The sequence below is a fragment of the Pseudomonas orientalis genome, assembly GCF_022807995.1.
Taxonomy (GTDB): Bacteria; Pseudomonadota; Gammaproteobacteria; order Pseudomonadales; family Pseudomonadaceae; genus Aquipseudomonas; species Aquipseudomonas orientalis_B.
The window spans coordinates 1,672,293-1,685,958 of record NZ_CP094351.1 but is presented as its reverse complement, the minus strand read 5'-3'; the positions used below and the strand labels follow the sequence as shown (position 1 = coordinate 1,685,958).

The 13,666-nt window shown below is 61.5% G+C and carries 9 protein-coding genes; 6 read left to right on the top strand and 3 right to left on the bottom strand.

Features of this window, described 5'->3' with window-relative positions; all coding sequences use genetic code 11:
• Nucleotide 1: 1 nt before the first annotated feature.
• The gene (locus MRY17_RS07430; protein ID WP_243353511.1) at nt 2-1,252 is read right to left on the bottom strand and encodes a lipoprotein-releasing ABC transporter permease subunit; all 1,251 of its coding nucleotides are present in this window, start codon (nt 1,250-1,252) and stop codon (nt 2-4) included.
• A 94-nt stretch (nt 1,253-1,346) separates the two neighbouring features.
• Here MRY17_RS07430 and MRY17_RS07425 point away from each other — a divergent pair, with 94 nt between their 5' ends.
• Both MRY17_RS07425 and MRY17_RS07420 read left to right on the top strand, forming a co-directional pair.
• Nucleotides 1,347-1,925 (top strand): PilZ domain-containing protein, encoded by a 579-nt coding sequence (locus MRY17_RS07425; protein WP_124357525.1) that lies wholly within the window; start codon nt 1,347-1,349, stop codon nt 1,923-1,925.
• Nucleotides 1,926-1,969: 44 nt separating this feature from the next.
• On the top strand, nt 1,970-2,692 hold the full coding sequence (locus tag MRY17_RS07420; RefSeq protein WP_181282444.1) for a glycerophosphodiester phosphodiesterase: 723 nt from the start codon (nt 1,970-1,972) through the stop codon (nt 2,690-2,692).
• A 42-nt stretch (nt 2,693-2,734) separates the two neighbouring features.
• Here MRY17_RS07420 and sthA read toward each other — a convergent pair whose 3' ends face one another.
• A complete protein-coding gene (gene sthA / locus MRY17_RS07415) occupies nt 2,735-4,129 on the bottom strand; it encodes a Si-specific NAD(P)(+) transhydrogenase (RefSeq protein WP_043047489.1) in 1,395 nt (464 codons plus the stop codon).
• A gap of 215 nt (nt 4,130-4,344) precedes the next feature.
• Here sthA and MRY17_RS07410 point away from each other — a divergent pair, with 215 nt between their 5' ends.
• Nucleotides 4,345-4,878, top strand: a complete 534-nt coding sequence (locus tag MRY17_RS07410) for a chalcone isomerase family protein (RefSeq protein ID WP_243353510.1) — start codon at nt 4,345-4,347, stop codon at nt 4,876-4,878.
• A gap of 155 nt (nt 4,879-5,033) precedes the next feature.
• Here MRY17_RS07410 and MRY17_RS07405 read toward each other — a convergent pair whose 3' ends face one another.
• Entirely contained in the window at nt 5,034-6,497 is a 1,464-nt protein-coding gene (locus MRY17_RS07405) for a glyceraldehyde-3-phosphate dehydrogenase (RefSeq protein ID WP_124357522.1), read from the bottom strand.
• 340 nt (nt 6,498-6,837) lie between these two features.
• On the opposite strand from MRY17_RS07405, the gene mfd reads away from it, so the two are divergent.
• From mfd to MRY17_RS07390, 3 genes are read left to right on the top strand one after another with little or no spacing between them, the layout of a single operon-like run.
• Complete coding sequence (gene mfd / locus MRY17_RS07400; RefSeq protein ID WP_191951380.1) at nt 6,838-10,287, top strand: transcription-repair coupling factor; 3,450 nt, start codon at nt 6,838-6,840, stop codon at nt 10,285-10,287.
• A gap of 11 nt (nt 10,288-10,298) precedes the next feature.
• On the top strand, nt 10,299-10,865 hold the full coding sequence (locus MRY17_RS07395; RefSeq protein ID WP_243353509.1) for a CsiV family protein: 567 nt from the start codon (nt 10,299-10,301) through the stop codon (nt 10,863-10,865).
• Nucleotides 10,866-10,874: 9 nt separating this feature from the next.
• The gene (locus MRY17_RS07390) at nt 10,875-13,565 is read left to right on the top strand and encodes a DEAD/DEAH box helicase (protein WP_191955246.1); all 2,691 of its coding nucleotides are present in this window, start codon (nt 10,875-10,877) and stop codon (nt 13,563-13,565) included.
• Nucleotides 13,566-13,666: the final 101 nt, after the last annotated feature.

Below are 13,666 nucleotides of genomic sequence, written 5' to 3'. Positions count from 1 at the left end.
TTCACTCATAACGTAATGCCTGTGCTGGCTGGGTACGTGCCGCGCGCCAGGCTGGATACAGGGTGGCAAGGAAACTCAGGACCAACGCGGCACCGCCCACCATCAGCACATCCTGGGCCTGAACCTGGGACGGCAGGTAGTCGATGAAGTAGACGTCGGCGTTGAGGAATTTGTGGCCGAGTACTTTTTCAAGCAGGGCGATGGCGGCGCTGACATTCAACGCGGCGAGAATCCCGACGGCGGTACCGATCAGGGTGCCGACCACGCCGATCACGGTGCCCTGCACCATGAAGATCGCCATGATCTGCCCCGGCGTGGCGCCCAGGGTACGCAGGATGGCGATGTCGCCCTTCTTGTCGTTCACCACCATCACCAGCGTGGAGATGATGTTGAAGGCAGCCACTGCGACGATCAACAACAGCAGCAGGCCGATCATGGCTTTTTCCATGCGGATGGCCTGGTACAGGTTGCCGTGGGTGCGGGTCCAGTCGCGGGCGTAGTACTGGGATTCACCCAGGTGCTGGGCGATTTCCCAGGCGCCGCGCGGCGCGTCGAACAGGTCGTTGAACTTCAGGCGCAGGCCCTGCACCTGGTCCGGCTGCCAGCGATGCAGGCGTGCCAGATCGGTGAGGTTGGTCAACCCAAGGTAGCCGTCGATCTCGCCGGCGCCGACGTGGAAGGTACCGACCACGGTAAAGCGCTTCATGCGCGGGAACATGCCGGCCGGTGTCACGGTGACCTCCGGCGCGACGAAGGTCAGCTTGTCACCCACGCCCACACCGAGCTTGGCCGCAGCCTTGTCGCCGATGATGATGCCGAAGCTGCCGGGCGCCAGGTCATCGAGCCTGCCCTGCAGCATGAACTTGTCGATGATCGAGACGTTGCGCTCCTGAGCCGGGTCGACGGCGTTGAGCAGGATCTTCTGCACCTTGCCGTCATTGGTCAGCAGCCCCTGCATCTGGGTAAACGGCGCAACGGCCAGCACCTTGGGGTTCTGCTTGACCTTGGCAGCCAGGCTTTGCCAGTCGCTGATGGGCGCATCGCCCTCGATGGTCGCGTGGGGCACCATGCCCAGCACGCGGGTGCGCATCTCATGATCGAAGCCGTTCATCACCGACAGCACCACGATCATCACGACCACGCCCAGGGCGAGACCGATCATCGAGGTCAGGGAAATGAACGACACAAAATGATTGCGACGCTTTGCACGGGTATAACGCGTGCCGATAAATACGAAGAGAGGTCTGAACATGTCGGGGCTTGTTCGGAGGAAAAGAAGACGTCCCGGTGGCGGGGTCTGGTCAGCAGCTTTACACTCAGACCATTACCGTTACCTGGGGTTCGCCATGTCGACATTAGATGAAGAAGAGCGCCGCGAATACTACCGTATCGACGACATGATCGCACTCCAAATCAAAAGCCTGTCGGCTCCCGACGCGGCGAGCAAGGAAGTGTTGCTGGATGATTCGCCGCTTTTCAATCTGCTCAGTGAATTGCACCTCAGCGAATTCGAAGCCCAGCACCTGCTGCGCCAGATCAACGAAAAAGACCGCAGCCTGGCGGCGTTCCTCAAAGTGCAGAACAAGCGCCTGGACCTGCTCAGCCAGGTCATGGCCCGCGGGCTGCTCAATGAGGTAGGCGCGCCGCAGCCGGTGATCCTGTCCGAAGGCGGCATCGACTTCCAGCACCCTGCCCCGCTGGCGCCCGACACCCACCTGGCGGTCAAGCTGGTGCTGATGCCCCAGGCGCTCGGCCTGCTGTTGCGCGCGCGGGTGACCCACTGCGCCCCCAAAGGCGACGGCTTTGAGGTGGGCACCGAATTCGAATCCATGACCGACGCCCAACGCCAGCTGCTGGCGCGCTATATCCTGCAGAAACAGGCCCAGGAACGCCGCCTGGCGCGAGAACAAAGCGACGATCTCTGAATGCGTATTCACGACGCCAGCCATTCTGGCGCAAAGGAGCAACTGTGACCCTGATTTACGGCCATCGCGGTGCCAAAGGCGAAGCACCGGAAAATACCCTGACCAGCTTTCAGGAATGCCTCAAGCACGGCGTACGCCGCTGCGAACTGGACCTGCACCTGTCCATGGACGGCGAGCTGATGGTCATTCATGACCCCACCCTCAAGCGCACAGCCGACCGGCGCGGCAAGGTCGTCGAGTACTCGGCGGCGGACCTGATGAAGATGGACGCGCGCAAAGGCGGCCCGGGCTGGATCAGCCCCTGCCCGATCCCGCGCCTGGAAGAACTGTTCGAAAAATGCGACTTCGATCACTGGCAGCTGGAAGTCAAAAGCGCTTCGCGCACCCGCGCCGCCACCACTGTGCTGGCAATCCGCGAGATGGCCGTGCGCTTTGGCCTGATGGACAAAGTCACCGTCACCTCAAGCTCGCGGGAAGTGCTCAAAGCGGCGATTGAACTCACCCCCGACCTGTCACGCGGGCTGGTTGCCGAATACGCCTGGCTCGACCCACTGAAGGTCGCGCAAAACTATGGCTGCGAATATCTGGCATTGAACTGGACGTTATGCACCCCCGAGCGCCTGCAAAAAGCCCAGCGCCAGGGTTTGCACGTATCCGTGTGGACAGTCAACGAACCTGCGCTGATGCGCAGGCTCGCCGACTTCGGCGTAGATAGCCTGATTACAGACTTTCCCGGTTTGGCCACTGCCACCCTCGGGAATTACTGAAATCGGTCTCCCCGGCCGGCTCAGGCCACCGGCCGGAGCCGCTCAAAAAAGCCGGTTGAGGCCGTCGTAGGCCGCTACCCGATAGGCTTCCGCCATGGTCGGGTAGTTGAACGTGGTGTTGACGAAATACTTGAGCGTATTCAGATCACCCGGCTGGTTCATGATGGCCTGGCCAATGTGCACGATCTCCGACGCCTGGTAGCCGAAGCAATGTACGCCGAGCACTTCCAGGGTTTCGCGGTGAAACAGGATCTTCAGCATGCCCTGCGGCTCACCGGCAATCTGCGCACGCGCCATGCTCTTGAAGAACGCCTTGCCCACTTCGTAAGGCACCTTGGCCTTGGTCAGTTCGTGCTCGTTCTTGCCGATCGAGCTGATCTCGGGAATCGTGTAGATCCCGGTCGGCACGTCGTTCACGTAACGCCAGCTGCCGTTGTCGACAATGCTGCCGGCCGCCGAACGGCCCTGGTCATGGGCGGCGCTGGCCAGGCTTGGCCAGCCGATCACGTCACCGGCGCCGTAGATGTTGGTCACGCAGGTGCGGTAGTTCTCGTCCACCTCGATCTGGCCACGGCTGTTGACCTTGACCCCGATGTTTTCCATGCCCAGCTTGTCGGTGTTGCCGGTACGCCCGTTGCACCACAGCAAAGCGTCGGCCTTGATCTTCTTGCCGGACTTGAGGTGCAGGATCACCCCGTTGTCCAGGCCTTCGACGCGCTCGTACTCTTCGTTGTGGCGCACGGTGATGTTGTTGTTGCTGAAGTGATAGCTCAACGCCTGGGAGATTTCCGAGTCGAGGAAGCTCAGCAACTGGTCACGGTTATCCACCAGTTCCACCAGTACACCCAGGCCGCTGAAGATCGAGGCGTATTCACAGCCGATCACGCCGGCGCCATAGATGATCAGTTTGCGCGGGGTGTGGCCCAGGCTCAGGATGGTGTCGCTATCGTAGATACGCGGGTGGTGGAAATCGATGTCCGCCGGACGGTACGGGCGCGAGCCGGTGGCAATGATGATGTGCTTGGCCACCAGTTTCTCGACCACGCCGTTGGCGCAGACCACTTCGACGGTTTGCTCATCGGCGAAGCTGCCGGTGCCGAAGAACAGGTCGACGCGGTTACGGGCGTAGTAGCCGGTACGCGAAGCGACTTGCTTGGAGATGACTTTCTCGGCGCTTTTGAGCACGTCCGGGAACGAGAACCAGCGCGGCTCGCCAATCGCCCGGAACATCGGATTGGTGTTGAATTGCATGATCTGGCGCACGGAGTGACGCAACGCCTTGGACGGGATGGTACCCAGGTGGGTGCAGTTACCGCCGACCTGGCGACGGCTGTCGACCATCGCCACCTTGCGCCCTGCCTTGGCAGCGTTCATCGCCGCGCCTTCTCCAGCCGGGCCGGAACCCAGTACCACCACGTCGTAGTTGTAGACAGCCATGCGTACTCCTCAGAACAGGCCAGGCGTACGGTTGGACGCCTGGCTAAATCATGCCGCGGCCAGCGGGCATGAAGGACAATTTGGCTCAAGTGTGTGAACCGGGGCACAGTCTATATAAGGCTCAACGCCGCGCACATTAACCCTTGGTCGCGTCGTAGGCCAGTATTGCCATACTAACAGGGCGCAAATCAGCGTCGATTCAAGGATCAGCCATTATGCGACAACTCTTTATCGGTTTGATGCTGATGATGTCAATCACGGCCCAGGCCAGTGATGTGGACCGACTCAAGCAGGCTGGCTTCCCCACGCAGGTCGAGGGGCTGGCGCTGAAAAACCAGGCGGTACTCAACTATCTCTGGGCGGATGTGTATGCGGCGGCGCTGTATGGCCCACAGGATCTGACCGCAAAACAGGCCTGGGAGCAGCAAAAATCGCTGCGCCTGGCGCTGTATTACTTTCGCGATATCGACCGTGGTGATGTGATCAAGGCGGCCACGACTACGCTGGAACGCCAGCAAACCAACCCCCGCCTGAAGCCTGATATCGACAAACTGCACGCCCGCTTTCGTGATATTCGCAGCGGCGATCGTTACGCCCTGGATTTTCGCCCGGGCCGAGGCTTGAACCTGGAGATCAATGGCCAGGTGGTGTTCAGCAGTAGCGATGATGCGCTGGCGAGGGCTTACCTGGGTATCTGGCTGGCACCTGAAGGGCTGTCTGATGAGTTGCGCGACAAGTTGCTGGATTGATGTGTCGGCTGTAGCACCGCCATCGGGGGCAAGCCCCCTCCCACAGTTTGATTTGTGAATACATTCAAATGTGGGAGGGGCTTGCCCCCGATGAGGCCCTCCCAAGCACAAAAAAGCCCCGAACCAGTCGGGGCTCTTTCATTCAACACTCAGGCTTAGCGCGGAAACGCCGGCGGGTTGACCCCAGCCATATCTTCCATCACGCGAACCACCTGGCAGCTGTAGCCGAACTCGTTGTCGTACCACACGTACAGCACAACGCGGTTGTCCTGGCTGATGGTCGCTTCGGCGTCCACCACACCGGCGTGGCGCGAGCCGACGAAGTCGGTGGACACCACTTCCTGGGAATTGACGAAGTCGATCTGCTTGTGCAGATCGGAGTGCAGCGCCATGTAGCGCAGGTACTCGTTCATCTCTTCACGGCTGGCGGCTTTCTCAAGGTTCAGGTTGAGAATGGCCATCGACACGTTCGGCGTCGGCACGCGGATCGCGTTACCGGTCAGCTTGCCGGCCAGCTCAGGCAGAGCCTTGGCGGCAGCGGTGGCGGCACCGGTCTCGGTGATCACCATGTTCAGCGCGGCGCTGCGGCCACGGCGGTCGCCCTTGTGGAAGTTATCGATCAGGTTCTGGTCGTTGGTGTACGAGTGGACGGTCTCGACGTGGCCGTTGACGATGCCGAACTTGTCATTCACGGCTTTGAGCACCGGCACGATGGCGTTGGTGGTGCAGGAAGCGGCGGACACGATCTTGTCGTCAGCGGTGATTTCGGCGTGGTTGATACCGTGCACGATGTTCTTGAGCTTGCCCTTGCCAGGCGCGGTCAGGACAACGCGGTCGACACCCGGACAGGCCAGGTGCTGGCCCAGGCCCTCGGCATCACGCCATACGCCGGTGTTGTCCACCAGCAGGGCGTCCTTGATGCCGTACTGGGTGTAATCCACCTCGGACGGGTTCTTCGCGTAGATCACCTGGATCAGGTTACCGTTGGCGGTGATGGTGTTGTTTTCCTCGTCGATGACGATGGTGCCGTTGAACGGACCGTGTACCGAGTCGCGGCGCAAGAGGCTGGCGCGCTTGGTCAGGTCGTTCTCGGCGCCTTTGCGCACCACGATGGCACGCAGGCGCAGGCCGTCGCCGCCGCCGGTTTTTTCGATCAGGATGCGCGCCAGCAGGCGGCCGATACGACCGAAGCCGTACAGCACAACGTCGGTGCCTTTACGGGCTGCGGCGTTTTGCTGGCCGACCACCTCGGCCATTTCTTCACGCACGAACTGCTCGGCACTGCGACCGGCGCCTTCCTTGCGGAATTTGTACGCCAGCTTGCCCAGGTCGACCGAAGCCGCGCCGAGCTTGAGCTCGCTCATGGCTTTGAGCAGTGGGAATGTTTCGTGGACGGAGAGTTCGCTGTCGTCGGCAGAGCGGTGGCGCGCAAAGCGGTGCGCCTTGAGAATCGCGATGACAGACTGGTTGATCAGGCTGCGGCCATAGATCGAGCTCACCACATTGTTATTGCGGTACAACTGGCCGATAAGCGGAATCATCGCTTCTGCGAGTGCTTCACGGTCGATCCATTCACCAAGACACTGGTCGGGCTTCTGAGTCACGGGAACCTTCCACATGTAGGGGCTGAAAAAAGGGGCTACATTATGTCGTCCGACTGACCGTTGAGCAATGCGCGACAGGCAATAAAAAGCCCTTGCAAAAAAATACCACCCCGCTACAGCCCAGGAAACACGCGGGTTCCAGAAGGCCACTCGTTTGGCGAGCAGCTCGACTTGTCCGTAACCCTCCAAAACATTCGCGCATTTTGGCACTACATATTGAGTCAAAACCGGCGATTGTTTGTCTTAGCCACTACATTTTCAACAAACCGTAATAGGCACAGTCAGCAACTGACAGGCGGCACCTGGGGCCGTTACAATTACCGACTTTGTCGCAACGCTTGGAGCTCAACCTTCCGTGCCCGTTCTGCGTCTACCGCTACTCCCTGCCGCGGCAGGTAAACAGCACTGGGGCAACCTGCCCGGTGCCGCCCTGAGCCTGGCCATTGCCGAGGCTGCCAGCGCAGCCAAGCGCTTTACCCTGCTGCTTACCGCCGACAGCCAAAGCGCCGAACGGTTGGAGCAGGAGTTGAGCTTCTTCGCCCCCGATTTGCCGGTGCTGCATTTCCCCGACTGGGAAACCCTGCCCTACGACCTGTTCTCGCCGCACCAGGACATCATCTCCCAGCGCATCGCCAGCCTGTACCGCCTGCCGGAACTGGCCCACGGCGTGCTGGTGGTGCCGATCACCACCGCCCTGCATCGCCTGGCGCCGACCAAGTTCCTGCTGGGCAGCAGCCTGGTGCTGGACATCGGTCAGAAGCTCGACGTGGAACAGATGCGCACGCGTCTGGAAGCCAGCGGCTACCGTTGCGTCGACACGGTGTACGAGCACGGTGAATTCGCGGTGCGCGGTGCGCTGATCGACCTGTTCCCGATGGGCAGCAAGGTGCCGTATCGCATCGACCTGTTCGATGATGAAATCGAGACGCTGCGCACCTTCGACCCGGAAAACCAGCGCTCCATCGACAAGGTGGAGTCGGTCAAGCTGCTGCCGGCCCGTGAATTCCCGCTGCAAAAGGACGCGGTCACGCGCTTCAAGGCGCGCTTTCGTGAGCGCTTCGACGTGGACTTCCGTCGCTGTCCGATTTTCCAGGACCTGAGCAGCGGGATTACGCCGGCGGGTATTGAGTACTACCTGCCGCTGTTCTTCGACGAAACTTCTACCCTCTTCGATTACCTGCCTCAGGACACCCAGGTGTTCTCGCTGCCGGGCATCGAACAGGCGGCGGAAAACTTCTGGAACGACGTGCGCAACCGCTACGAAGAGCGCCGCGTTGACCCGTCCCGGCCTTTATTGCCGCCTGCCGAATTGTTCCTGCCGGTGGAAGACTGCTTCGCCCGCCTGAAAAACTGGCCGCGCGTTGTGGCCAGCCAGCAGGATGTGGACGCCGGCAGTGGCCGCGAGCGCTTCCCGGCGAGCGTGCTGCCCGATTTGGCGATCCAGGCCAAGGCCACGCAACCGCTGGAAGCGTTGTCCAACTTCCTTGGCGACTTCCCCGGCCGCGTGCTGTTTACCGCCGAATCCGCCGGGCGTCGCGAAGTGCTGCTGGAGCTGTTGGAACGCCTTAAGCTGCGGCCGAAAACCGTCGACAGTTGGCCGGATTTTGTCGCCAGCAAAGAGCGCCTGGCGATCACCATCGCACCGCTGGACGAAGGGCTGCTGCTGGACGACCCGGCCCTGGCCCTGATTGCCGAGAGCCCGCTGTTCGGCCAGCGCGTGATGCAGCGTCGCCGTCGCGAAAAACGCGCCGACGCCAACAACGACGCGGTGATCAAGAACCTCACCGAGCTGCGCGAAGGCGCCCCGGTGGTGCACATCGACCACGGCGTGGGCCGCTACCTGGGCCTGCAGACCCTGGAGATCGACAACCAGGCGGCCGAATTCCTCACCATGGAATACGCCGAGGGCGCCAAGCTCTACGTGCCGGTGGCCAGCCTGCACCTGATCGCCCGCTACACCGGCAGCGATGACGCCCTGGCGCCGTTGCACCGCCTGGGCTCCGAGACCTGGCAGAAAGCCAAGCGCAAGGCCGCCGAGCAGGTGCGCGACGTGGCTGCCGAACTGCTCGACATCTATGCCCGCCGTGCCGCGCGGGAGGGCTATGCGTTCGCTGACCCTAAAGCCGACTACGCCACCTTCAGCGCCGGCTTCGCATTCGAAGAAACCCCGGATCAGCAAACCACCATCGAAGCCGTGCGCGCCGACATGCTCGCGCCCAAGCCGATGGACCGCCTGGTCTGCGGCGACGTGGGCTTCGGCAAGACCGAAGTGGCGATGCGCGCCGCCTTCATCGCGGTACATGGCGGCAAGCAAGTGGCGATCCTGGTGCCGACCACCCTGCTCGCGCAGCAGCACTACAACAGCTTTCGCGACCGCTTTGCCGATTGGCCGGTGAGCGTCGAAGTGATGAGCCGCTTCAAGTCCGCCAAGGAAGTGAACGCCGCCATCGCCGACCTGGCGGAAGGCAAGATCGACATCGTCATCGGCACCCACAAGCTGTTGTCGGACGATGTGAAGATCAAGAACCTGGGCCTGGTGATCATCGACGAAGAACACCGCTTCGGCGTGCGTCAAAAAGAACAGCTGAAAAACCTGCGCAGCGAAGTCGACATTCTTACGCTGACCGCGACGCCGATCCCACGCACGCTCAACATGGCAGTGTCGGGCATGCGCGACCTGTCAATCATCGCCACGCCGCCGGCGCGCCGCCTGTCGGTGCGCACCTTTGTGATGGAGCAGAACAAAAGCACGGTCAAGGAAGCGCTGCTGCGTGAACTGCTGCGCGGCGGCCAGGTTTACTACCTGCACAACGACGTCAAGACCATCGAGAAATGCGCCGCCGACCTCGCCGAACTGGTGCCGGAAGCGCGCATCGCCATCGGCCACGGGCAGATGCGCGAGCGCGAACTCGAACAGGTAATGAGCGACTTCTACCACAAGCGCTTCAACGTGCTGATCGCCTCGACCATCATCGAGACCGGCATCGACGTGCCGAGCGCCAACACCATCATCATCGAGCGCGCCGACAAGTTCGGCCTGGCGCAGCTGCATCAACTGCGCGGCCGGGTCGGGCGCAGTCACCACCAAGCGTATGCCTACCTGTTGACGCCGCCGCGCCAGCAAATTACCAGCGACGCGGAAAAGCGCCTGGAAGCCATCGCCAACACCCAGGATCTGGGCGCCGGTTTTGTACTGGCCACCAACGACCTGGAAATCCGTGGTGCCGGCGAACTGCTCGGCGACGGCCAGAGCGGCCAGATCCAGGCCGTGGGTTTCACCCTGTACATGGAAATGCTCGAGCGCGCGGTGAAAGCCATTCGCAAGGGCGAGCAACCGAACCTCGATCAACCGCTGGGGGGCGGCCCGGAGATCAACCTGCGCTTGCCGGCGCTGATTCCCGAAGACTACCTGCCGGATGTGCATGCGCGGCTGATCCTGTACAAGCGCATCGCCTCGGCCACCGACGAAGAAGGTCTCAAGGACCTGCAGGTGGAAATGATCGACCGCTTCGGCCTGTTGCCGGAACCGACCAAGAACCTGGTGCGCCTGACCCTGCTCAAATTGCAGGCCGAGCAGCTGGGCATCAAGAAGGTCGACGCCGGGCCGCAAGGCGGGCGTATCGAGTTCGAAGCGCAGACACCGGTGGACCCGCTGGTACTGATCAAGCTGATCCAGGGCCAGCCCAACCGCTACAAGTTCGAAGGGGCTACGCTGTTCAAGTTCATGGTGCCGATGGAACGTGCCGAAGAACGCTTCAATACCCTGGAGGCGCTGTTTGAGCGCCTCATCCCGAAATCTGCTTGAAGGACGCCTCCATGCGCGTGTTCCGCATTCTGAGCCTGTTGTTGGTGGTACTCGCGCCTTCGGCCTTTGCCGACAGCCCCTACCAGGTGGAAATGATCCTGGTGCGCCAGAATGCAGAGCCGGTGATCAACAGCCGCGCCGCCCCGGAAAACTGGGATGGCGGTGCGCCGCGTCTGGGCGAGCGAATGAGCCCGCCGCGCCTGGGCAGCATCGTCGACAAGCTGCGCGCCGATTCCAGTTACACCGTGCTCGCGCACAAGGCATGGAAACAGAACCTGGGCGAGCAGCCGGTGAAAATCGCGATCACCGACGGCCAGGAGCAATTCGGCCAGTTCCCTATCGAAGGCGTACTGAACCTGCAACTGGGGCGTTTCACCGACATCGATGCCGACTTCTGGATCAACCAGTTCGACAGCAACGGCAGCGTGATCGCCAGCGAACACTTGAGCCAGAAGGATGTACGCACCAAGAACAACCAGCTCAATTACCTGGATGGCGGCCACTTGGCGCTGCTGATCAAGATCACCTCGCTGACCGCCAAGCCCCCCAGCGCACCACCGCCCGACCTGCAGGACTGATCCAGCGCCATGCCCCTGACGTCATCGCTGACCAAACCCCTGGCCCCTTCGTGGGCCAATCGCTTCAAGGAGCAAAGCCTGGAGCGCGGGCGGCGTTACGCGCTGGAGAATCGGGTGCGCATCGTCGAGTCCGGCGACAGCACCATCACGGCCAGTTGCGAAGGTTCGGGCGGCAACGTGTACCGGCAAACCATCTCGTTGCGCGAATCGGCCAAGGGCATGCTGATCCTGGTGGACAGCCGCTGTACCTGCCCGGTGCACACCAACTGCAAACACATCGCTGCGGTGCTGCTCAAGGTTCAGGAAACCCTGGCCTACCCGGCGGCGGCCCAGGATGCCGAACTGCTGGGAAAACTCCAGGCGGTGCTGGATAACCGCGTGGTGCTGCCGCAGGTGGTCATGGAAGATGTGCGCCCCGTGCCGCGCCTCTGGCTGGCCAGCGTGGAGTTCAGCGCGTTCGAGCCGCGCAATGGCAAGATGCAGCGTTACATCCAGCATCGCGCGGCACTGTCGTTCAACTATCTGGGCAATTACGTCAGCGGACAGAAGAACGCCGATATTATCGTGCGCCAGGAAACCCAGAGCCTGCGCATCAAGCGCCATCCGGAACTGGAACAACCTTATCGCGAGCAAATGCGCCTGCTCGGCTTCAAGATCGCCACGCGCCAGAGCAAGGCCCTGCCGGAGAGTGCCGGCGACCTGTTCGAGATGGTCAATGACAGCGCCTGGCTGAACTTCACCCTCAACGCATCTCCCGCGTTGCTGGCCGAGGGCTGGGAGCTGCAGATTGATGAAGACTTCGGTTTCGACCTGAGCCCTGTGGACGACTGGTACGCCAGCGTCGATGAAGCCCCCGAGCGTGACTGGTTCGACCTGGAGCTTGGGATTATCGTCAACGGAGAACGCCTGAGCCTGCTGCCGATCCTGCTCAACTTGATGCGTTCCCACACCGAGATCCTCAATCCGGAAAAACTCGCCCGGCGTCGCGATGATGAATTGATCCTGGTGAATATCCCCGGCCTGCCCAACGGCCACGGTCCGCTGCAGGTGGCGCTGCCTTATGGACGCTTGAAACCGGTGCTGGCAACCCTCGGCGAGTTCTACCTGCAGGAACCCGGCACCACGACGTTGCGCCTGGCCAAGGCCGATGCAATTCGCCTTAACCCGCTGGAAGACCTGCCGCTGCAATGGGAAGGCGGCGAGAAGATCCGCAACTTTGCCCAGCGCCTGCGCGACATCAAGGATTTCACCTGCGTGGCGCCTGAAGGCTTGAACGCAACCTTGCGTCCTTACCAACTCGAAGGCTTGAGCTGGATGCAGTCGCTGCGCCAATTGGAGGTGGGTGGGATTCTTGCGGATGACATGGGCCTGGGTAAAACCTTGCAGACCTTGGCGCATATTCTTACGGAGAAAGCCGCCGGGCGCCTGGACAGGCCGTGCATGGTAGTCATGCCTACCAGCCTGATCCCCAATTGGCTCGATGAGGCGGCGCATTTCACCCCGCAATTGAGGGTGCAGGCGCTGTACGGTGCCGGGCGCAAGAAGCATTTCGCCAACCTGCAGGACTATGATCTGCTGCTGACCACCTACGCCCTGCTGCCCAAGGACATCGACGTCCTCGCCGCCCTGCCCTTGCATGTATTGATCCTCGATGAAGCCCAGTACATCAAAAACCCTACCAGCAAGGCGGCCCAAGCGGCCCGCGAGCTAAACGCTCGGCAGCGCCTGTGCCTGAGCGGAACACCACTGGAAAACCACTTGGGCGAATTGTGGTCGCTGTTCCACTTTCTGCTGCCGGGGTGGCTGGGCGATGTGAAAAGCTTCAACCGCGATTACCGCGTGCCCATAGAAAAACGCGCCAGTGACGTGCGACTGCAGCACCTCAACGGTCGGATCAAACCGTTCCTGCTGCGCCGCACCAAGGAACAGGTGGCCACGGAACTGCCGCCCAAGACCGAGATCATCCATTGGGTCGACCTTAACGAAGCACAGCGTGACGTGTACGAAACCATGCGCCTGGCCATGGATAAAAAAGTCCGCGACGAGATTACCCGCAAGGGCGTGGCGCGCAGCCAGATCATCATTCTTGAAGCCCTGCTCAAGCTGCGCCAGGTGTGCTGCGATCTGCGCCTGGTCAACGACGCCAGCCTGCCCGCCCGTGGCAGCAGCTCTGGCAAGCTCGACAGCTTGATGCAGATGCTCGAGGAATTGTTTGCCGAGGGACGGCGGATACTCTTGTTCTCGCAGTTCACCTCGATGCTGAGCTTGATTGAGGCTGAGCTGAAGAAACGCGAAATCGCCTACGCCTTGCTGACCGGCCAGACCCGTGATCGGCGCACGCCGGTGAAGGACTTTCAGAGCGGCAAGCTGCAGATTTTTCTGATCAGCCTGAAAGCCGGCGGCGTCGGCCTGAACCTGACGGAAGCGGATACTGTGATCCACTACGACCCGTGGTGGAACCCCGCCACCGAAAACCAGGCCACCGACCGTGCCTATCGCATCGGGCAGGAAAAGCCGGTGTTCGTGTACAAGATGATTGCCCGGGGCACGGTGGAGGAGAAAATCCAGCACTTGCAGAAGGAGAAATCCGACCTGGCGGCGGGTGTACTGGATGGACGTACGACTGGGGACTGGCAGTTGGGTAATGAGGATATCGAGGCGCTGTTTGCGCCGTTGCCCAATAAGCAGGAAAAGCGCTGACTGTTGGATCGCCATCGGGGGCAAGCCCCCTCCCACATTTGACCGCGTTTCTTCAGGGTGAACGCGGTCCAGTGTGGGAGGGGGCTTGCCCCCCGAAGGGC

Bases quoted from the DNA above. Each gene is read 5' to 3' on its own strand.
- MRY17_RS07430 (WP_243353511.1), bottom strand. From the start codon at position 1,252: ATGTTCAGACCTCTCTTCGTATTTATCGGCACGCGTTATACCCGTGCA.
- MRY17_RS07425 (WP_124357525.1), top strand. From the start codon at position 1,347: ATGTCGACATTAGATGAAGAAGAGCGCCGCGAATACTACCGTATCGAC.
- sthA (WP_043047489.1), bottom strand. From the start codon at position 4,129: ATGGCTGTCTACAACTACGACGTGGTGGTACTGGGTTCCGGCCCGGCT.
- MRY17_RS07410 (WP_243353510.1), top strand. From the start codon at position 4,345: ATGCGACAACTCTTTATCGGTTTGATGCTGATGATGTCAATCACGGCC.
- MRY17_RS07405 (WP_124357522.1), bottom strand. From the start codon at position 6,497: ATGTGGAAGGTTCCCGTGACTCAGAAGCCCGACCAGTGTCTTGGTGAA.
- MRY17_RS07395 (WP_243353509.1), top strand. From the start codon at position 10,299: ATGCGCGTGTTCCGCATTCTGAGCCTGTTGTTGGTGGTACTCGCGCCT.
- MRY17_RS07390 (WP_191955246.1), top strand. From the start codon at position 10,875: ATGCCCCTGACGTCATCGCTGACCAAACCCCTGGCCCCTTCGTGGGCC.